Origin of the sequence: Nocardiopsis tropica, from assembly GCF_042660575.1 — a bacterium.
GTDB classification, from domain to species: domain Bacteria; phylum Actinomycetota; class Actinomycetes; order Streptosporangiales; family Streptosporangiaceae; genus Nocardiopsis; species Nocardiopsis tropica.
Window position 1 is genome coordinate 191,897 of record NZ_JBHSUF010000008.1, and the last position, 20,664, is coordinate 212,560.

A 20,664-nucleotide genomic window follows, 5' to 3' on the forward strand; every position below is an offset into this window, starting at 1 on the left:
ACCCCGGGTGACAGGCGACGCGGAAGGGTCCACGCGCCGGGGGCCGGGGCTCACCGCGACCGACCTGGCGGACGCGATCCACCTGGCGGCCCTGTGGGACGCGAGCGCCCGCCGGGCCCGGCGGGCGCACCGCCTCGGGGAGGGCCGGGAGGAGCTCGTGGCCGACACGGGCCACGACTTCGGGCCGGCGCCGTCCCCGTGGCCTCCCGGCACGGTCCCGGAGCAGGTCGGGAACCCCGGCGCCGGCCGGCCCCGGGAGCCCGCACCCGCGACCGGCGCGGACCGCCCGGCGGCCCCGGACGGGCGCGTGCCGACACCGGACGCCCCTTCCGGGCGGGAGCAGGCCCCCTCCGAGGAGGGGGCCGAGTCGCCCGGGTTCGTCCAGCCCGTCCTGGAACGGCGGCAGGAGTTCGTCGCGGCCCTGTCCCCGTTCAACCTCAAGGCGCCCCGGGGCGAGCCCGACCGGGTCGACCCGGAGGGCACCGCGCGCGCGTACGCCCGCGCGCTGCTGGACAGCCTCCACTGGACGGACGGCGAGCGCGCGAGCGCCGGCGTCCCCGTCGTGCCCGTGCTCCGGGCACGCGACGAGAGGGCGGTGGACCTGACCCTCCTGCTCGACGAGGGTGTCACCATGCTCTTCCAGCGCGGTCCGGCGGGCGAGTTCGCCGGGCTCCTCCGGGACAGCGGGGTCTTCCGGACGGTGCGCGCGCTGCACTTCGACTCCGAGCGGGCCGGGCCGCCGGAGCTGAGGGACGCGAACGGGCGGGGCCGCGGGCTCGGCGGACGCCGGGCGACCGGCGCGCACGTCACCCTGATCCTCACCGACGGACTCGGCGGGGCCTGGCGGGACCGGGAATTCCAGGAGTGGGTGGCGGGCGCGGCCGGAGAGGGCGCACTGGCGATCCTGCACCTCCTGAGCCCCCGGCTGTGGAGGCGCGGCGCCATCGCCACCGTCCCCGCGGAGCTGGGCACGTCCTGGCCCGCCGCCGCCGGGGCGCCGAACACCCGGTACGTGCGCGAGCGGACGCTCGCCGACCTGGTCGCGGACGAGGACGAGCCCGCGGCCGGGACGCTGGTCCCGGTGCTCCCGCTGAAGCCGTCCGCGCTCCACGACTGGGCGTCGTTCGTGATGGCCCGCGGTCGCGCGCGGCTGTGGACGCAGACCGCAGAGTTCCCGGGGCGGCCGGGGCCGGTGCTGGCGCCCGACGCCGGGGCCGACGGGGAGTTCGACCCCGACCGGGAGGTGGGCCGCTTCCAGCGGGCGGCGACCCCCGAGGCGTTCGACCTCGCCGTGGCCCTGGCCGCCGTCCCGCTGGACCCGGGCCTCGTGGAGGCCGTGTGCGAGGACGTGATGGGCCGGGCGTCGCCGTCCGAGCTGACCGAGGTCTTCTTCAGCGGGCTCGTCCGGATGGGGGACGCGGCCGAGCGCGGGGCGGTCCGGTGGGACTTCCGCGACGGGGTCCGCAAGGCCCTCCTCGCCCGGGGAGGGCGGGTGTCCGACATCCGCCGGATGCTGGGCCTGGCGGCGGAGCGCCTGCTGAGGGTGGACCCCTGGTTCGGCGACCTCGCGAGGATGCTCCGCGGCGAGCACGTGGTCTCCCCGACGAACACGGGGGCGTCGCGCTCGTGGGTGCGGTCCATGCTCCCCGCGGTGGAGAGCGCGGCCCTCGTACGCCGTTATTCGGCACCGATCAGGGAATATGCCGAAGCGGCCGGGCGAAACGGATACCGGGATCATTCTGTGCCGGAAAACTGGCCCCCGTCCTCGTCTGGTTTAGGATTGACCAAGGTTCCCGGATCTGCGCAAACGAGTAAGAGCGATAACCGGAAGACACGGAATACCGCACCCTTTTCTGATCGGTCGGGTGAAAAGCCGCTTATGTCTACAAACCCGTCAATTGGGGATAGAATGAACGATTCTGGCGACATTCGCAGCGGCCGCGCGGGCAGATCGTCCACCAGCGGTCGGCCGCTGAGTGCTGTCTGGGTGCAGGTCCCCCGTAAGAACAGCGCCTTCACGGGGCGCGAGGAGCTGCTCTCCGCGCTGAGGGCACAGCTCCTCACGGGGCAGCGCCAGGTCATCACCGCGCTGAACGGGATGTCCGGGGTGGGCAAGACCGAGCTCGCGAAGGAGTACCTGCACAGGTACGCCTCCGAATACGATCTCATCGTCTGGATCCCCTCCGCCCACGGCAACCAGCTGCGCGAGAGCTTCTCCGTGCTGGCGTCCCGCCTGAGGCTGGACAGCGTCGGCGCCGGCAGCGGGCACGTCGTGGAGGACGTGCTCGCGGCGCTCCACCAGGGCGGGCTCTTCCAGCGCTGGCTTCTCGTCTACGACAACGCGCAGGCCCGGGCCGAACTGGAACAGTATCTTCCTGTCGGGGGCGAGGGGCACGTGATCATCACTTCTCGGGACAACAGCTGGACCGTGGCGGGGGGTGACGCCTTCCTCTCCGTCCGGGAGTTCGAGCGCAAGGAGAGCATCGAACTCCTCAAACGGCGCGGTCCGGCGACGCTCACCGACGACGAGGCGGACGCCCTGGCGCGCGAGCTGGGCGACCTGCCCCTGGCGCTCAACCAGGCGGCGGTGTGGCTGCACGAGAGCGGCATGGCCACCGAGGAGTACCTGCGCCAGTTCGCGGACAAGAGCGAGGAGATGCTCGCGCTGCTGCGCCCGGACGGGACTTACCCGGTGGCGGTCGCCGCCGCGTGGAACGTGTCCCTGGACCGGCTGGCCATGACCAACCCGGCCGCGCTCCAGCTGCTCCAGCTCTGCTCGTTCATGGCGACGGCGCCCATCCCCCGCACCCTCTTCAACCACGCGCGGGGCATCGAGGGCCCGGCGGAGCTGAGGACGGCGCTGGAGGACCCGGCCAAACTCGGCATGGCCATCCGGGACATCGGGCGCAACAGCCTCGCCCACATCGACCACCAGCGCAACACGATCTCCCTGCACCGGCTCGTGCAGCGGGCGGTCCAGGCGCCCATGGACGAGGCGGAGCGGGAGGAGATGCGCCACTGCGCCCACCAGCTGCTGGGCCGCAGCGACCTCCAGGACGTCACGAACGACTCCAGCCGCTTCACCGACCTGCTGCCGCACGTGTGGGCGTCCGAGGCCTGGGACTGCGCGGACCCGTGGGTCCGCGCCGTCGTGGTCCAGATGTGCCGGATCGCCCTGCTGCGCCAGGAGTTCGAGGACGCCCGCCGCCTGGGCGACACCGCGTGGGCGTGGTGGAAGCAGCACCTGGGGGAGGAGCACCCCTCCACCCTCGGGATGGCGGTCCAGGTCGCCGTGGCGATGCGGGGCCAGGGCCACCTGGCGGAGGCCCTCGAACTGGGGGAGACCACCCTGGCCACGCTGCGCGAGCAGCAGAACCCGGAGGACCCGGAGACCCTGGAGGCGGAGATCGAGCACATCCGCAGCCTGCGGTTCGTCGGCAGGTTCCGGGACTCGCTCGCCGCCGCCGCCGACGCCTACCACCGCCGGGTACGCCTCTTCGGGGAGGACGATCCGCACACCCTGCTCACCGCCCACTTCCGCGCCTTCAACCTGCTCCTCAGCGGTGACCCGGCGGCTTCGGCCGAGCAGTACCGCGACACCCTGACCCGGCTGGAGATCGTCTTCGGCCCCGACCACGGGCGCACCCTCGGCACCAACAACGGGTACGCGGAGGCCCTGATGGAGCGGGGCCTGTACCGGGAGGCGGAGGCGATCCAGACCAACCAGGTCGAGCGGGTCACCAGCCTGCTCGGCGAGGACGACCCCGGGGTCCTGAGCAACGTGCGGACGCTGGCCGTCATGCGGCGGCGGATCGGCAGGCACAGGGAGGCGTTCGCCCTCTCGGAGCAGGCCTGGCAGCGCTTCCGGATCAAGCAGGGCGCGGACAGCAACGACACCATGTACGCGGCGCTCGTGCACTCGATGTCCCTGAGCGCGGTCGACCAGCACGACGAGGCACTGGAGCTGGCGCAGACCACCGGTGAGCGCTACGTCAAGCTGCTGGGCGACCAGCACCCCTACGTCGGGGCCGCGAACATCAACCAGGCGATCATCCTGCGCCGCCTCGGCAGGGTCGCCGAGGCGCGCGAGCTGGACGAGGGGGCCCTGGCACTGTTCCGGGAGCGGATCGGCGGGCACCATCCCAGCGCCCTCTCCTGCCTGGTCAACCTGGCCAACGACCACTTCCTCACCGGGGACGTGGCGGGGGCCCGGGAGCTGGACGAGGAGGCCCTGGCCGCGTGCACCAGGGAACTGGGGGCGAGGCACCCGCTGACCCTCCTGGCACGGCGCAACCTGCTCGTGGACCGCAGGGCCCAGGGCGAGGACGTCGACCCGGAGTTCATCGAGGTGGAGGACATGTACCGGGAGGCCATGGGCGCGGACCACCCCGCGACGCTGAGCATCCGCAAGAGCGTGCGCGGGGACGCGGACATCTACCTCGCACAGATGTGACCGCGGTGGTCCGGGGCCGGCCCCGGACCACGCCCGCTCAGGCGCGGTCCGCGAGTCGGAGCAGCGCGACCCACTGGTGCGCGGGCAGGGCGAGCTCCGCGTGGTCGCGGTGCGTGGAGTCGCGGATCCCGACCGCGGCGGGCGCGCTCATGACCGCCTCGACGCACGAGTTGGTACCGCCGCCGCTGTAACTCGACGTGCGCCATCGCCCGGGCCCCCGTCCCAAGCCCTTCACGAGAGCTCCTGTCCGGGCTGTCTTTCCTGGTTGTTTCTACGCACGCGGCGGCCTCGATTCTTCCGGTTCCACCATTGGTCGCTCCTGTTTCCCGTGCGGCCCTGTAAGTCCGGTCGGGTCCGACTTCGGCTCTCCCATATATTCTGCTGACTTTCGAACCCACTTGTACATGCCCACTGGGGTACTGATCATGTTGTCCGGATGCAGTCATCCTCGGACTGTTCATAAACTGATGCTTGCGGCATGTTTCCCGTTCGCCCGGGGGAACGCCGCCGGGGGATCTGTGGAGAGGATCGGGGAAGTCCGCTGCTCAGTCCGGGTGCGTCTTTCCCCGGAGTCCCCTGTGTCCCGGCGTCATCGGCGATGGCGAGTGCCGGACGGTAAAGCGTTTTCGGTGGATCCGACCCGAAACGCACCAGCTCCCAGCAGCCCCAAAGTGACCTTGGGAGCGAAAGAGCCGGGACCGCGGTCCGGCGATGGCGAAGCCCTTGACCGCTGGAAAGCGGAGGGACGTACCAGGACCTATAGGGAGAACTTCGCGAAGGCGGACCGAAGGGAGGTTTCCGCAGGTAATCCATTGTGGTCGCGGTCGTACCGCGGACGGTTCCCGACTTCTCCGGAGAAGCGACGGCCTTTGCGCTCTCCTAGGCTGTCCCCAGGGCGAGGGAGGGGATCGACGTGAATCAGGGCGAAACGCACAATTCCATCGGCGGTGGCGTCCACGGCGGTGTGGCCGTGAGCGCCGGCCGCATCGGGAGCGTCACCGTCCACCACCACGCCGCCGGGCCCGGCCCCGCGCGCCCGCCCGCGGACCCCTGGCCGGAGAGGGTGGACCGGTCACCCGTCTGGGACCGCGTCCGGGAGGGGAGCGACTCCGGGCCCTTCCGGGAGGCGGCCGTCGACGCGGCCTCCCGCCTGGTACCGCTCCGCGACGCGGCGGAGAAGCGTCTGGCGGACGACCCGTGGCTGGACCCCGGCGTTCCGCTCCGCTTCCTCGGGCGAGTGGAGGAGCTGCTGGGGGAGCCGGGGCCCGGACACGACCTGGACCTGTACCCGGCGGAGGCCGCGCTCCTCGTCCTCGCACCGTTCGTGTTCCGGGTCCATGAACTGAACCGGGCGGCCGGGCTGGCGGAGGTCGGGCCGGGCTCCCTGGAACGGGTGGCCGGCGCGGACGCGGCGCGCACGTCCTTCGAGGAGTTCGCGGAGGGGCACGGGACGCTCGTCAAACGGGCCCGCCGGCACCCGGACCACGGGGCGGGCATCGGGTGGTGGCTGTTCCACCGGTGGTCGCTGCGTGCCGGGAACGTGCCGGGGGAGGACGCGCTGCGCGAACTCCTGGACCTGGTGCGCGAGCCCGGGGAGGACCTCGCCGGGGCGCTGGACCCCGCCCGGCTCGGTCAGGTGTTCCACGGTCTGCGGCGCGGGCCGGGGGTGTGCAACCCCGAGTACCTGGGGCTGTTGAGGGCCGACGACCGGGTTCGCGGCCGGGGAAACCAGCGCGTGCGCGAACAGCGGCTGGTGCTGGTGCTCGCCCTGGCGTTCGGCACGGTCCTGGAGGCGGCCTCGCTGCCGGAGGTGGTGGCCGAGCACCTCGGAGTGCCGCACGCCGTCGACCTGGGGAGGCTGCTGGAGACCGTGGAGGGGGCCCACTGGGGAGGCCCGAAGGGCCTGCCCGTGCTGGAGGCGGAGTGCCACCACGAGGCGGTGATCGAGGCGCTGCGGGAGTACGTGGGAAGGGTGGACGAACTCCTGCACGAGATCCACCGCTCCGTGCGCAAGAGCGTCAACCAGCCGGTACCGGAGCTGCCGGTGCGCCTGTCCGCCGACGGGGTGCGCCCGGCGGAGGGCGTGTTCGACGGGTGGTCGCGGTTCCGGATCGACGAGCGCCGGGCCCGCGAGCTGCTGACGGGGGTGCAGCTGTACAAGAACCGCGACCTGGCGGTCCGGGAGCTGTACCAGAACGCCCTGGACGCCTGCCGGTACCGCCGGGCGCGCACCGAGTACCTGGACCGCACCTCGGCCGGATCGTACGCCTACGACGGGCGGATCGACTTCACCCAGGGGGTGGACGGGGACGGCCGCCGGTACGTGGACTGCTCGGACGACGGCGTGGGGATGGGCGAGGCCGAGCTGCGCGGGGTCTTCTCCCACGCGGGGGCGCGTTTCGCGGAGCAGCCCGACTACCTCATGGAGCGGGAGAAGTGGGAGGCCCTGGACCCTCCGGTGCGGCTGTACCCGAACAGCCGCTTCGGCATCGGTGTGCTCAGCTACTTCATGCTGGCCGACGACATCCGGGTGACCACCTGCCGGATGGGCGCGGACGGCGGACCCGGCCCGGTGCTGGAGGCCTCGATCCACGGCCCCGGCCACCTGTTCCGCATCAGGCGGGTCGCCGAGCGCGGCACGGCGCCGGGGACGACGGTGCGCCTCCACCTTCGGGAGGACGTGGCCGGGAACGAGGAGTGGTCCTGCGTCGAGGTCCTCCGCCGCCTTCTCGGGATAGCCGAGTTCCGCACCACCGCCGAGGACGGCCAGCACGGACACGAATGGCGGGCGGGCGGGTTCGTCGCGCCCGGTGCGGAGGAAGCGGAGGGCGACGGGATCAGGGTCCAAGGCGAACTCGCCCCCTGGGACGCGGCGCCCGAGGGCGCGGACGTGATCTGGTGCGACGACGGCGGGGCCCTGCTGGTGGACGGGCTCTTCGTCCGGCCCGCCGTCCGGCGCGGGTACTTCTCCCCCTCGGGGTGCGGTTTCTTCGGTGTGGTCGTGAACCTCTCCGGTCCCCTGGCACCGGAACAGCTCTCCGTGGACCGGGGCGAGGTGCTCAGCGACGTCTCCGGTGTGGTGGGCACGCTCCTGGAGGGGGCGTCCCGGGACCTCTTCGCCTCGGACGCCGCTTTCCGGGACTACTCCTGGCTGTGCTCCGTGGCGGGGGCCAGCCCCGCTCTGGCGGACCTGCTCGTGGCATCGGCCGTCGAGCGCGGGGCCGGCTTCCCGATCGGGGAAGGGGTGTCGAACCCCGCGGACGTCGGGGTCTTCCCGGCCGACCGCGGGTTCGCCCTCATCGATACAGATCGCAAGTACCGGAAAACGGACGAGGGGGCGGGTACCAAGTGGATGCGCGTCTCCGGACACGCCCCGGACCACATCCTCCTGTGGCGGCTCCTGGCCCACCGGGACGAGTGCGTGTCCGGAGAACTCCTCGACCTCGTCCCCGAGCTGTCCGAGGTGGGCCCCCTGCTCCTGCCCCGTCCGTCCGACCAGCTCTTCCTCGTGCGAACCGATGCGGACCGCCGCATGGTGTGGTCCGAACCGAAGGCCGAAGCCCTGTTCGCCAAGGCCAGGGCGTTGGAGGTCAGACCCTCGGAGGTGGTGGCGCGCATGGAGGCCCTGGGTCTGCTGGGGGACGAGGCGGCGCTCCTGCGGGCCGTGGCCGACGACCGGGGCCTGGGGCGCGTCCTGTGCGCATGCATCCTCCGGAGCCGTTTGAAAAGTGTCAGTCCGGTCGAGCTGGCCTGGATGGCGCGGAGATCGAAGGTCAGCGTGGCGGAGGTGGCCCGCGCCTTCCGGACCGGCGGGCACGGGCTGGACGAGGACCTGGTGCGCATCGCTGACGGCCCGATGGCCCGTGCGCTGATGGACGCCTATCCGGTCCCGCCGTCCACTTCCCCTGCCTGGTTCTCGGACCCTGTCCCTCCCGGAGCGGTGGTCAGCGTCGCCCTGAGTCTTTCCGTGTCCGTGGAGGAGGCGGAACGCGGGATATCCGAGCTGGGGATGAGGGTCGTTGACGGGGCGGCTCCCCGCTGCGCCGACCCGCGGCTCCTGACCCTGCTGAGCGTGAACGGCGACGGGGTGGGGCCGTGGATCGCGTGCGGGCAGGCCGTCCCTCCCGGGAATCTCCTCGGCGAGGCCCTGGAGACCGGGGTGGAGCCGTCGGAGATCATCGAGAAAGTAGCCGGAGCCGGCCTCCCGGTTCCCGGGAGGTTCCCGGACGACGCGGGGGAGGACGACATGGACCTCCTCTTCGACGAGGAGGGGAGGGCGCTGTCCCCGTCCGAGGGTTTGAATTACTACGACCTCTACGACATCCAGGAGGTATCTCCTCTGGGGATGTCCGAGACGGTCGACCGGCTGCGCGCCTTCGGCTTCGACATCGGCCTCCGTTTTCCGGCGGACCTCTCCCCCCTGGAGGAGACCCTCTCCACCGGAGCCTCCCTGCTGAACTGGGGGGACATCGGTGTGAACGACCCGCTGCCGCTCGTCCGTGTGCTGGCCGCGGCCCAGGAGGAGGTGGAGAGCCTCGAGCGCGTCCTCGCCGCCCTGGCCCGTCTGGGCATGAGGGCCTCCCACACGCAGCTGCCGGAGGGGCTGCGGTTCTCCGACGTGGCGCGTCTGTTCCCGGACGGCTTCGAGGACGCCCCCCTCGAGGTGCCGTTCGCGGAACTCGTCAGGGCGGGGAGGCGGATGCGCGCGCCCGTCACCCGTGTGGCCGAGTGGTACCGGCAGCTGGGCGTCACCGTTCCGGACGTCGCCGGGACGATCCGCGAAGCCCTTCCGCTCATTCCGTTGCGGGAGGCGCGGGAGGTCTGACCGTGCGCCGTCGTCAGCGGGGGTCCGCAACACTGCCTACCATGCTGGACATGCGCATTCTCGTGGTGGAGGACGACGACCGGGTCGCCCGTGGCCTGGTGACGGCCCTGCGGTCCGCGTCCTTCGACGTCCAGCGGGTCGCCACCGCGGAGCGCGCGCTCACCGCCCCGCCCGCCGACGTCGTCCTGCTCGACCTCGGCCTCCCCGACGCCGACGGCATCGACCTGCTGCGCAAGCTCCGCGAGCGGCCCCAGACCGCCGTCATCGCCGTCACCGCGCGGAGCGAGGAACGCGACCGGGTACGCGGGCTGCGCGCCGGCGCCGACGACTACGTGGTCAAGCCCTTCGGCGTGGCCGAACTCCTCGCCCGGATCGACGCCGTCCTCCGGCGCACCCGCCCGGCGCGGGCCGAGGCCGCCGAGGCGGAGCCCCCGCTCACGGTCGGCGCGCTCACGGTCGACCCCGACTCCCGCGAGGCCAGCGCCGGCGGGCGGACGCTCCGGCTGACCCGCAAGGAGTTCGACCTGCTCTCCCTGCTGGCCTCCCGCTCCCCCTCGGTCGTCGCCCGCGACCAGATCCTCGACCAGGTGTGGGGCGACGCCTGGGAGACCTCCTCCCGGACCCTCGACACCCACATCGCCTCCCTGCGCGCCAAGGTCGGCCGCGCCGTGCGCATCCGCACCGTGCGCGGCGTCGGCTACCTCCTCGACGGGGCCTGACCGTTGCTGCGGCGCCTGCTGGCCCTCCTGCTCCCGGTCGCGTTCGTGATCGTCGCCGCGGTGTTCGTCCCCCTGGGCACGGTCATCGCCCAGCAGCGGACCCAGGAGGTGTACGTCGACCGGCTGGGCGACGCGGGGAGGTTCGCCGCCCTGGCCCGCACCGCCCTGGAGACCGACCGGCTCGACCCCCTCGCCCAGGAGATGGCCCACTACGAGGAGCTGTACGCCATCCCGGCCCTCGTGGTCGCGCCCGACGGGCAGATCGTCGTCGGCTCCGGGGACCGGCACCGCATGCGCGACGTCCTCGACGGGATCCCCGACCCGGGGGCCGTCGACGCCGCGATGGCCGGCGAGCGCCCCGCACCGCCGACCACCGCGTGGCCGTGGAACCCCGATCCGCTGGTGGTCGCCGAGCCCATCGGCCGCGACAGCGAGGTCGCGGGCGCCGTGGTGGTGGTCGCCCCGACCCGGGAGCTCGGCTCCGACATCCTCCAGGTCTGGGGCCTGCTCGGCCTGCTCAGCGTCGTGCCGCTGACGGTGCTGGCGACCGCGTCGCTGCCGCTCTCCCGCTGGGTGCTCCGGCCGATCCGCAGGCTGGACGCCGCCACGACCTCGGTCGCCTCGGGCGACCTCGACGTGCACGTGGACGCCGAGCGCGGCCCCCCGGAGCTGCGCCGCCTCACGGAGTCGTTCAACACGATGGTGGACGTCGTGCGCAGGGCCCTGGAGCGCCAGCGCGCGTTCGTCTCCGAGGCCTCCCACCAGCTGCGCAACCCCCTGGCCAGCCTGCGGCTGGCCGTGGAGAACCTCGCGCCGCACCTGGAGACCCCCGAGGCCAGGGAGGCCCACGAGATCGCCGTCGACGAGGCGGCCGTCATGCACAGGATGCTCAACTCCCTGCTGGCCGCGACCCGCCTGGAGAGCGTCACCGGGACGGAGGCGGTGGAGGTCGCCGAGGTCCTGGAGAGCCGGGTGGAGCGCTGGAGGGCGCTGGGCGAGGCCCGGGGCGTCTCCGTCACCACCCGTGTCCCCGCCGGGGTCCGGGCGTACGCCCCGGCGGGCGGGCTGGGCAGCATCCTCGACGAACTGGTCAGCAACGCCCTGCGCCTGTCGGGCGGCACCCGCGTGGTGGTGGAGGCCGACGGGGGGGATCCGGTGCGCATCAGCGTCCTGGACGACGGCGAGGGCCTGCCGGAGGAGCAGTACACAGCGGCCCTGGACCGGTTCTGGCGCTCGCCGCGGCACCAGAACACCGAGGGCACCGGCCTGGGCCTGGCGATCGCCGCCGACCTGGTACGGGAGGCCGGGGGGCGGCTCACCCTGGGGACGGGCCTGCCCGGAGGGGAGCGCCGCGGGTTCGGCGTGGTGATCACGCTGCCGCCGGTGCGCGGCTCCGGGGACTGACCGGCCCGGCGAAGGCCCGGCGCCGCCTCAGGCGGGCTTGTTGTCCCGGTACCAGCGCTCGGAACCGGGGTGCAGGGGGACGACGCCGGTGGAGATGCCCGTGCGCACGTTGATCTGCGCGGCCTCCGGGCGCTGGGCCGCCAGCCGCGCCTGGCCGCGGTAGACGGTGTCGGTGACCCGGTACGCCAGGGCTTCGTCCAGGTCGGCCCGGCACAGGAGCAGGTTGGGGATGGACATGGTCGGGCAGGCCGGGACCCCGGAGTAGGTGGTCGCGGGCAGCGTCGCCGGGAAGTAGGCCTCCGGGTAGGCGTCGGCCATCACGTCGGCCGTGTCCGCCAGGTCGATCAGCCGTACCGCGTGCTTCTCGGCGAGTTCGGCGACGGCCGGGGTCGGCAGACCGGTCAGCGAGAACATGGCGTCGATCTCCCCCGACGCCAGGGCGTCGGCGGAGGCGGCCTGGTCGAGCCGGACGGTCTCCACGGCCAGGCCGGTCTCCTCCAGGATCTCCGCGACCGTGAACTCGGTGCCGGAGTTGACCGAGCCCACGGACACGCGCAGGCCGTCCAGGTCGGAGAGCTCGCGCACGGGCGAGTCGTCGAGGACGACCAGGTGGACGAAGCTGTCGTAGAGGCGTCCGACGGCGTCGAGCCGGGCGCCCTCGCCGGTGTCGGCCTCGTACGAGAGCACCGCGTCGAGGCTGGCGAAACCGAGGTCGGCCGCGCCCTCGTCCAGGAGGTACAGGTTGTCGAGGGAGGCGCCGGTCTGCACCGTCCTCACCTCCAGCTCCGTCAGGACCTCCTGGAGCAGGACGGCGAGCTTCGCGCCGATCTCCCGGAAGACCGCGCCGGGCGGCCCCGTGGCGACGACCAGCTCGGAGAGCCCGTACTCGGGGCCGCGGGAGCAGCCGCCCACGGCCGCGGCGACGGCGGCCCCCGCCGCGCCGAGCAGCACGGTGCGCCGGTTCGGTCCCATCGAATGCATGGATGCAGCTTAGACAGCCCGGGCGGCGTCCGGGGCCGGGGCGCCGGCGCGGGACGCGGGTGTGCCTGCGGGAACGCCGTCCGGTCCGGGGCTCGGGGCCGAGGGCGGCCCACCGGTCCGGAACGGCTCCCGCGCCCGCTCCGGACGCCGTCCGCCCCGCACTGCCCCGACCGCGGCACCCCGTCCTGACCGCGACACCCCGCCCCGCACTGCCCCGCGCCGCTCCGACCGCGGCACCCCGTGCACACCGGTGCGAAACACGCGGAAACACGGTGAAACCCAGGCTTCACGGGGAGGCAGGGCCGCCGAAACACGCCCTTCCTAGCGTCGGGCCCCATGGACACACCGATGTATACAGAGGCGGTGCCCGCCCCGGAGGCGCCGCCCGGGGACGGCATGCGGCGGGCGGGGGATCCGGAGGCCGCCACCGCCACCTCGCGCCGGGACCGCGTCTACGCCCTGTTGCGCGAGGAGGTCCTGAGCGGGCGGATCGCGCCCCGCGTCCGGCTGGGCGAAGTACGGCTCGCCGAGCTCTTCGGCGTCTCCCGCACCCCCGTACGCGAGGCGCTGGCCCGCCTGCACTCCGACGGCCTGGTGGAGCGGCGCGAGAACGGCTTCTACGCCACCGTCCCCAACCTCGCCGAGCTCCGCGACCTCTACGAGCTCCGGGTCACCCTCGAACTCCGCGGCATCTCCCGCGCGATGGAGGACCCCTCCGTCCGGCACGACCCCGGCGTCCTCCGCGCCGAACTGGAGCGGTGGGAGAAGCTCCGCGCCGACGTCCCCGAGCCCGACCCCTCCTTCGTCCTCCTCGACGAGGAGTTCCACGCCGCCGTCTCCCGCGCCTCCGGCAACCGCGCCCTCACCGACTCCCTCGTCTCCGTCAACCGGCGCATCCGCCGGGTCCGCATGTACGACTTCCTCACCGCCGACCGGATCACCTCCACCGTCACCGAGCACATCGGGATCACCGAACACCTCCTCGCGGGCGAACTCGACTCCGCCTACCGCGCCATGCACGAGCACGTCGGCGCGTCCATGGAGGTCGTCCTGGAGCGCGCCCGCCGCGCGCTGACACAGATGGCGCTCCACTCCGACGCCCTCTGACCCGGCGTCCGCGCGCCCGGACGCGCCCGCCCACCGCCGCACAGACCACCGGACCAAGGAGAGCCAGCGTGTTCGACTCCGTGCTCGTCGCCAACCGGGGCGAGATCGCCTGCCGTATCATCCGCTCCGCCCGCGAACTCGGCCTGCGCACCGTCGCGGTGTACTCCGACGCCGACGCGGGCGCCCCGCACACCCGGCTCGCCGACGAGGCCGTGCGGCTCGGGCCGGCCCCGGCCGCCGAGAGCTACCTCGACGCCGGCCGCGTCCTGGCGGCCGCCGCGGCGACCGGGGCCGGGGCCGTCCACCCCGGCTACGGCTTCCTGTCCGAGAGCGCCGCGTTCGCCCACGCCGTGGAGGCCGCCGGGCTGGTGTTCGTCGGTCCCGAGCCCCGCCACCTGGAGGAGTTCGGGGACAAGCACACCGCCCGCAAGGCCGCGGCCGCCGCCGGCCTGCCCATGGTCGCCGGCAGCGAGACCCTGCCCGACGTGGAGCAGGCGGCCGCGGCGGCGGAGCGCATCGGCTACCCGGTCATCCTCAAGTCCACCTCGGGCGGCGGCGGGATCGGCCTGCGTCCCTGCGCCGACGAGGAGGCCCTGCGCGCCGCCTTCGACGAGGTCGGCCGGACGGCCGCCACCCACTTCGGCGGCGGCGGCGTGTTCGTGGAGCGGTTCGTGTCCCGCGCCCGCCACGTCGAGGTCCAGGTGTTCGGCGACGGCCGCGGCAACGTCGTCACCCTGGGGGACCGCGACTGCTCCCTCCAGCGCCGCAACCAGAAGGTCGTGGAGGAGGCCCCCGCGCCGGACCTCCCCGACGCCCTGCGCGCCGAGCTCCACCGCACCGCCCGCGAGCTGTGCGCGGGGATCTCCTACCGCAGCGCCGGGACGGTGGAGTTCGTCTACGACACCGAGCGGGGCGAGGCCTCCTTCCTGGAGGTCAACACCCGGCTCCAGGTCGAGCACCCCGTGACCGAGGAGATCACCGGCGTCGACCTGGTCGCGTGGATGCTGCGCCTGGCCCGGGGCGAGGACGTCCTCGCGGACGTGCCCCCGGAGGGGCCGCCGCGCACCGGGCACGCCGTCGAGGCCCGCGTCTACGCGGAGGACCCCGCCCACGGCTTCCGGCCCAGCTCCGGGCTCGTCACCCGCTTCGAGACCCCTCCCGGGGTGCGGGTGGACGGCTGGATCGAGCCGGGCCAGCGCGTCACCAGCGACTACGACCCCCTGCTCGCCAAGGTCGTCGTGCGCGGCTCCGACCGAGCCGACGCCCTCGCCCGGCTCGGCCGTGCCCTCGCGGAGGTGCGCGTCGACGGGCTCCAGACCAACCTGGGTCTGCTGCGCGCCCTGGCCGGGCACGTCGGCGTCCGCGCGGTCGCGCACACCACGGCCACCTGTGCGGAGGTCGGCGACCCGGAGCCCCGTATCGAGGTGGAGCGGGCCGGGACCCTCACCACCGTCCAGGACTTCCCCGGCCGCACGGGCTACTGGCAGGTCGGCGTCCCGCCCTCGGGGGCCATGGACGACCTGTCGCTGAGACTGGGCAACCGCGCCCTGGGCAACCCGGAGGGGGCGCCCGGCCTGGAGTGCACCATCGAGGGCCCGACCCTGCGGTTCTCCTCCCCGGCCACCGTGTGCGTCACCGGGGCGCCCGCCGACGTCACCGTGGACGGGGAGCCGGTCGCCCGGTGGGAGCCGGTGGCGGTCCCCGCCGGCGGCGTGCTCGCGGTGGGTCCCGCCCGCGGCCCCGGCATGCGCACGTACGTGCTGTTCAGAGGGGGGCTGGACGTGCCCGAGTACCTGGGCAGCACGTCCACGTTCACCGCGGGGGAGTACGGCGGCCACAGCGGACGCGCCCTGCTCCCGGGCGACGTCCTGCGCCCCGCGCCCGTCCCGGCGGGGGCGCCGGAGGCCCGTCCGGTCCCGGAGGCCGACCGTCCCGACTTCGGGGTCCGGAGGGGAGGGAACGCGCACTGGGACGTGGAGGTGTCCGAGGGGCCGCACGCCGCCCCCGAGTTCCTGACCCGCGAGGGCCTGGACGCCTTCTACGCCACCGACTGGAAGGTGCACCCCCAGTCCGCCCGCAACGGCGTCCGGCTCTCCGGCCCCAAGCAGTCCTGGGCCCGACCGGACGGCGGCCAGGCGGGCCTGCACCCCTCCAACGTCCACGACACCGCCTACTCCGTCGGCGCCGTCAACCTCTCCGGCGACACCCCCGTGCTCCTCGGCCCCGACGGGCCCAGCCTGGGCGGGTTCGTCTGCCCGGTCACGGTGGTCTCCGGCTCCCGCTGGAAGGTCGGACAGCTCCGCCCCGGCGACACCGTCCGGTTCCACCCGGTCACCGAGGCCGCGGCCGAGCGGCTGCACTTCGAGCCCGCCGCCGCCCCGCTCCTGCGCGCCACCGGCTCCGACGGCGACGACGGCGTCCTCGCCCGCGTCCCGGAGGGCGACGGCCGGCCCGGGGTCACCTACCGGCGCGGCGGCCACGACAACGTCCTGGTCGAGTACGGGCCCATGGAGCTCGACCTGGGCCTGCGCCTGCGCGTCCACGCCCTCATGGCCGCCCTGGACCTGGCCGCGCCCGCCGGGATCGTGGACGTCACGCCCGGGGTGCGCTCCCTGCACCTGCACACCGACCCGGCGGTGCTCCCGCTGCGCACCCTCCTCGGCCTCCTCCGGGAGATCGAGGACGGGCTGCCGCCCACCTCCCGGCTGAGGGTGCCCAGCCGGACCCTGCGCCTGCCCCTGTCCTTCGACGACCCGTCCGTCCACGAGGCCGTCGCCCGCTACCGCACGGGGGTGCGCGACGACGCGCCCTGGAACCCCGACAACATCGAGTTCATCCGGCGCGTCAACGGCCTCGACTCGGTCGACCAGGTCCGCGACATCGTCTTCGACGCCTCCTACCTGGTCCTGGGACTGGGCGACGTGTACCTGGGCGCGCCGGCCGCCACCCCGCTCGACCCCAGGCACCGGCTCGTCACCACCAAGTACAGCCCCGCGCGCACGTGGACCCCCGAGGCGGGGGTCGGCATCGGCGGCGCCTACCTGTGCGTGTACGGCATGGAGAGCCCGGGCGGCTACCAGCTCATCGGCCGCACCGTCCCCATCTGGTCGGGTCTGCGCCAGTACGGGCCGTTCGAGCCGGGGACGCCCTGGCTCCTGCGCTTCTTCGACCGGATCAGCTGGTACCCGGTCGGCCACGAGGAGCTCCTCGACGTCCGCGCCGACCTGCTCGCCGGGCGCCACGCGCTCGACATCGACGAGGGCGAGTTCGTCCTCGCCGACCACGAGCGGTTCCTCGACGAGAACGCCGGATCCATCCGGGCGTTCGAGCGCCGCCAGGCGGCGGCGTTCGAGGCCGAGCGCCGGGCCTGGGAGGCCGCGGGGGAGTTCGAGGACCGGCCCGAACCCGACCCCGCCGTCCCCGCCGCGCCCGACCTGCCGCCCGGCGCGGTCCTGGTCGAGGCGCCCCTGGCCGCCTCCGTCTGGAAGGTCGACGCCGCCCCGGGCGACACGGTGGAGGAGGGCCAGCCCGTGGTCCGCCTCGAAGCCATGAAGCTGGAGGTCGTGGTCCGCGCTCCCCGCGCGGGAAGGATCTCGGACATCCTCGTCACACCGGGCCAGCACCTCGACCCGGGGAGCGCACTGGCCGTCATCACACAAGGAGAGCCCGCCTGATGCCCCACCCCACCGACCGCGTCCGCTCCGCCTACCGGAGGATCGCCGGGGCCGACCGGCCCGAGGTATGGATCACCCTGCGCCCCGAGCGGGAGACGGCCGCCGAGGCCGAGGCGCTGGAGGGACGCCTCGCGTCGGGTGAGGACCTGCCGCTGGCGGGGACGCTCCTCGCGGTCAAGGACAACATCGACGTGGCCGGCCTGCCCACCACCGCCGGCCACCCCGGCTACGCCTACACGCCGGAGGCGAGCGCGCCGGCCGTGCGCAGGCTCGTGGACGCCGGCGCGATCGTGCTCGGCAAGACCAACCTCGACCAGTTCGCCACCGGGCTGGTCGGCACGCGCAGCCCCTACGGCGCGGTCCGCAACGCCTTCGACCCCGAACGGGTCTCCGGCGGATCCAGCTCAGGATCCGCCGTGGCCGTGGCACTCGGGATCGCCGACATCGCCCTGGGCACCGACACGGCCGGCTCGGGGCGCGTGCCCGCCGCCCTGCACGGCCTGGTCGGCCTCAAGCCCACGCTCGGCCTGGTGCCGTCGACGGGGGTGGTCCCGGCCGCGCGCCCCTACGACTGCGTCACCGTGTTCTCCCGCGGCCTGGCCCCGGCGCGCGCGGCCCTGGCCGTGATGGCCGGACCCGACGCCGGGGACCCCTTCAGCAGGGACTGGCCCGCCGACGTGCGGCTCGCCCCGCGCGGGGCCGGGCGGGTGGCGGTGCCGACGGCCGAGGGGCTCGCTCCGCTCGGAGGGGCGGAGCGAGCCGCCTTCCGCGCCGCCGCGGACGTCCTGGGCGCGGCCGGGACGGAGGTCGTGGAGGTGGACGTGGCCCCGCTGCTGGAGGCCGCGCGCCTGCTCTACGAGGGCGCGCTCGTCGCGGAGCGCCACGCCGCCGTCGGCGGGTTCCTGGCCGGGCACCCGGAGGGCGCCGACCCCACCGTCGCCGGGATCATCCTGGCCGCGGGGAACCTCCCCGCCCACGCCCTCGCCGCCGACCAGCACCGGCTGGCCGCCTACAGGGCGACCGCCCGTGCGCTCCTGGCCGGCTTCGACGCCCTGCTCCTGCCCACCACGGTCGGCCACCCCACGCTCGCGGAGGTCGCCGCGGACCCGGTCGGCGCGAACTCGCGCCTGGGCACCTACACGAACTTCGTGAACCTGCTCGACATGGCGGCGGTGGCGGTCCCGGCGGGGACCGCCGACGGGCGCCCGTTCGGGGTCAGCGTCGTCACCCGGGCGTTCGAGGACCAGGTGGCCCTGGACCTGGCGGCCGACATCACCGGGGAGGAGCGGGGAGAGGTCCTTCCGGGCCCCGGGGCGGAACTGGCGGTGTTCGGCGCCCACCTGCGCGGGCAGCCGCTCCACCACCAGCTCACGGACGCGGGCGCGCGGTTCGTCGCGGAGGACGCGACCAGCGCCGACTACAGGATGGTCGCCCTGCCCACCTCGCCCCCCAAGCCCGGGCTGCTCCGCGTGGCGGAGGGAGGGGCGTCGGTGCGCTGCGAGGTCTGGCGGATCTCCCCGGCGGGCCTCGGGGCGTTCCTGACCGGGCTTCCCGCTCCCATGTCCCTGGGCTCCGTCACGCTGGCCGACGGGCGTGAGGTGGTCGGCTTCGGGTGCGACCCGGCGGCGGCCGAGGGGGCGGAGGACATCAGCCGCCACGGGGGATGGCTCGCCTACCTGGAGACGCTGGTGGGCTGAACGCCCCGGCCGCGGGACGCTCGCGGACCTCCCGGGAGCGGACGGGGCCGACGCCGGGGTCCCGGGTTCGGGGCCCGGGACCGGGGGAGACCGGTGGGCGCCGCGCCCGGGACGGTCGCGCCACCGCCCGGCGGCCACGTGCCCGGACGTCCCCCGGACACGGGAGCGGCCCCCCTCCGCGCACGGAAGGGGGCCGCTCCTCGTTCAGCCGGTTCGGTGCCCCGGGGACACCGGGGCGCCGGATCAGCGGCGCGGGCGCCGCCTGCCCCGCGACGGGGGCCTGTTGGACCGGGAGGCCTCCTGGCGGGGCTCCGCCGGGAGCGTCACCGGCACGCCCGAGGGCGTGCGGGCGCCGGTCACCCGGGCCAGCTCCGGGTCCTGCGAGCTGACCTGCGCGGTCGTCGCCTCGATCTGCGCCCGGCTCATCAGCCGCGCCATCTCGCGGCGCTGGCTGGGCAGGACGAGCGTGACCACGTTGCCGGACTCGCCCGCGCGGGCGGTACGGCCGCCGCGGTGCAGGTAGTCCTTGTGGTCGGTCGGCGGGTCGATGTTGACGACCAGGTCCAGGCCGTCGATGTGGATGCCCCGGGCCGCCACGTTGGTCGCGATCAGCGCGGTCACCGTGCCCTCCTTGAACTGCTTGAGGGTCCGGGTGCGCTGCGGCTGCGACCGGCCGCCGTGCAGGGCCGCCGCACGCACGCCGTTGGCGAGCAGGTGCTTGGCCATCTTGTCCACGGCGTGCTTGGTGTCGAGGAACATGATCACCTGGCCGTCGCGGGCGGCGATGTGCGTCGCCGTGGCCTGCTTGTCGGTGTTGGACACGTGCAGGACGTGGTGCTCCATGGTGGTGACCGCGCCCGCGGTCGGGTCCACCGAGTGGACGACCGGGTCGTTCAGGAAGCGGCGGACCAGCGTGTCGACGTTGCGGTCCAGCGTCGCGGAGAACAGCATCCGCTGCCCGCCGGACGGCACCTGCTGGAGGATCGCGGTGACCTGGGGCATGAACCCCATGTCGGTCATCTGGTCGGCCTCGTCCAGGACCGCCACGTCCACCTGGTCCAGGGCGCAGTCGCCCCGCTCGACCAGGTCGCGCAGGCGGCCGGGGGTGGCCACGACCAGTTCCACGCCCTGGCGCAGGGCCCGGGCCTGGCGGGAGATCGGCATCCCGCCCACGACGGTGGTCAGGTTCAGCTTGAGCGAGCGCGCGTAGGGCGCCAGCGAGTCGGCCACCTGCTGGGCCAGCTCCCGGGTGGGGGCCAGGACCAGCGCCAGCGGGCGGTGGGGCTGCGCGGTCCGTCCCTCCAGGCGGGCGAGCAGGGCGAGCCCGAAGGCCAGCGTCTTGCCGGAGCCGGTCTGGCTGCGGCCCAGGACGTCGCGCCCGACCAGCGAGTTGGGCAGGGTCGCGGCCTGGATGGCCGACGGGGTCGTCAGGCCCTGGCGGGCCAGGGTCGACTTCAGCGGCGCGGGCATGTCCAGTTCCTGGAACGTGGACACGGGGTCGAGCGCCGGGGTGGTGGAGACGGGGAGGGCGAACTCGCCGGCCGGACGGCCGGAGGGGCCCCTGCCGCCGCCCGGGGGGCGGCCGGAGGACCTGGGGGGCCGGGAGCGTCCGAAGGAGCCGCCGTGGCCGCCGCCTGTGGAGGAGCGCCGTTGTCCGTTCACGCGGGACGGATGGTTCATACGAGCCTTTCGTCGACGGCGCGTGCCGGTCGAGGAAGCCTCTGGGAGCTTCGACGTGGAGCATCGGTGGTGCGCCGGAAGATTCTGCGGTTTCCACGGCCCACGCGGAGAACACGCTGTGGGG

The 20,664-nt window shown here is 74.1% G+C and carries 10 protein-coding genes; 7 read left to right on the forward strand and 3 right to left on the reverse strand.

Going from position 1 to position 20,664, the window contains the following annotated elements; genetic code table 11:
* The first annotated feature begins 7 nt into the window (after positions 1 to 7).
* Positions 8 to 4,453: an FxSxx-COOH system tetratricopeptide repeat protein gene (fxsT, locus tag ACFQBR_RS14965; protein WP_344176717.1), complete on the forward strand. Its 4,446-nt coding sequence runs from the start codon at positions 8 to 10 to the stop codon at positions 4,451 to 4,453.
* 37 nt (positions 4,454 to 4,490) lie between these two features.
* On the opposite strand, the gene ACFQBR_RS14970 is transcribed toward fxsT, so the two are convergent.
* Positions 4,491 to 4,688 (reverse strand): DUF397 domain-containing protein, encoded by a 198-nt coding sequence (locus ACFQBR_RS14970; protein ID WP_267947044.1) that lies wholly within the window; start codon positions 4,686 to 4,688, stop codon positions 4,491 to 4,493.
* A 678-nt stretch (positions 4,689 to 5,366) separates the two neighbouring features.
* Between ACFQBR_RS14970 and ACFQBR_RS14975 the strand changes: the two genes are divergently transcribed.
* The 3 genes from ACFQBR_RS14975 to ACFQBR_RS14985 are packed head-to-tail and all read left to right on the forward strand — an operon-like array spanning position 5,367 to position 11,401.
* The gene (locus ACFQBR_RS14975; protein ID WP_344176720.1) at positions 5,367 to 9,278 is read left to right on the forward strand and encodes an HD domain-containing protein; all 3,912 of its coding nucleotides are present in this window, start codon (positions 5,367 to 5,369) and stop codon (positions 9,276 to 9,278) included.
* A 41-nt stretch (positions 9,279 to 9,319) separates the two neighbouring features.
* The gene (locus tag ACFQBR_RS14980; protein WP_267947042.1) at positions 9,320 to 9,997 is read left to right on the forward strand and encodes a response regulator transcription factor; all 678 of its coding nucleotides are present in this window, start codon (positions 9,320 to 9,322) and stop codon (positions 9,995 to 9,997) included.
* A gap of 3 nt (positions 9,998 to 10,000) precedes the next feature.
* A complete protein-coding gene (locus ACFQBR_RS14985) occupies positions 10,001 to 11,401 on the forward strand; it encodes a HAMP domain-containing sensor histidine kinase (protein WP_344176722.1) in 1,401 nt (466 codons plus the stop codon).
* Positions 11,402 to 11,428: 27 nt separating this feature from the next.
* On the opposite strand, the gene ACFQBR_RS14990 is transcribed toward ACFQBR_RS14985, so the two are convergent.
* On the reverse strand, positions 11,429 to 12,382 hold the full coding sequence (locus ACFQBR_RS14990; RefSeq protein ID WP_344176724.1) for a TAXI family TRAP transporter solute-binding subunit: 954 nt from the start codon (positions 12,380 to 12,382) through the stop codon (positions 11,429 to 11,431).
* A 336-nt stretch (positions 12,383 to 12,718) separates the two neighbouring features.
* On the opposite strand from ACFQBR_RS14990, the gene ACFQBR_RS14995 reads away from it, so the two are divergent.
* The 3 genes from ACFQBR_RS14995 (at position 12,719) to atzF (ending at position 18,860) form a co-directional block, all read left to right on the forward strand.
* Positions 12,719 to 13,489: a GntR family transcriptional regulator gene (locus ACFQBR_RS14995; protein ID WP_344176727.1), complete on the forward strand. Its 771-nt coding sequence runs from the start codon at positions 12,719 to 12,721 to the stop codon at positions 13,487 to 13,489.
* Between the two features lie 68 nt (positions 13,490 to 13,557).
* On the forward strand, positions 13,558 to 17,163 hold the full coding sequence (gene uca / locus ACFQBR_RS15000; RefSeq protein WP_344176729.1) for an urea carboxylase: 3,606 nt from the start codon (positions 13,558 to 13,560) through the stop codon (positions 17,161 to 17,163).
* Complete coding sequence (gene atzF, locus ACFQBR_RS15005; RefSeq protein WP_378553624.1) at positions 17,163 to 18,860, forward strand: allophanate hydrolase; 1,698 nt, start codon at positions 17,163 to 17,165, stop codon at positions 18,858 to 18,860. Before uca ends, atzF begins: the two co-directional genes overlap by 1 nt.
* Positions 18,861 to 19,103: 243 nt before the next feature.
* Here atzF and ACFQBR_RS15010 read toward each other — a convergent pair whose 3' ends face one another.
* On the reverse strand, positions 19,104 to 20,540 hold the full coding sequence (locus ACFQBR_RS15010; RefSeq protein WP_267947036.1) for a DEAD/DEAH box helicase: 1,437 nt from the start codon (positions 20,538 to 20,540) through the stop codon (positions 19,104 to 19,106).
* Between the last annotated feature and the right edge of the window lie 124 nt (positions 20,541 to 20,664).

Bases quoted from the DNA above. Each gene is read 5' to 3' on its own strand.
- ACFQBR_RS14980 (WP_267947042.1), top strand. From the start codon at position 9,320: ATGCTGGACATGCGCATTCTCGTGGTGGAGGACGACGACCGGGTCGCC.
- ACFQBR_RS14990 (WP_344176724.1), bottom strand. From the start codon at position 12,382: ATGCATTCGATGGGACCGAACCGGCGCACCGTGCTGCTCGGCGCGGCG.
- ACFQBR_RS14995 (WP_344176727.1), top strand. From the start codon at position 12,719: ATGGACACACCGATGTATACAGAGGCGGTGCCCGCCCCGGAGGCGCCG.
- ACFQBR_RS15010 (WP_267947036.1), bottom strand. From the start codon at position 20,540: ATGAACCATCCGTCCCGCGTGAACGGACAACGGCGCTCCTCCACAGGC.
- atzF (WP_378553624.1), top strand. From the start codon at position 17,163: ATGCCCCACCCCACCGACCGCGTCCGCTCCGCCTACCGGAGGATCGCC.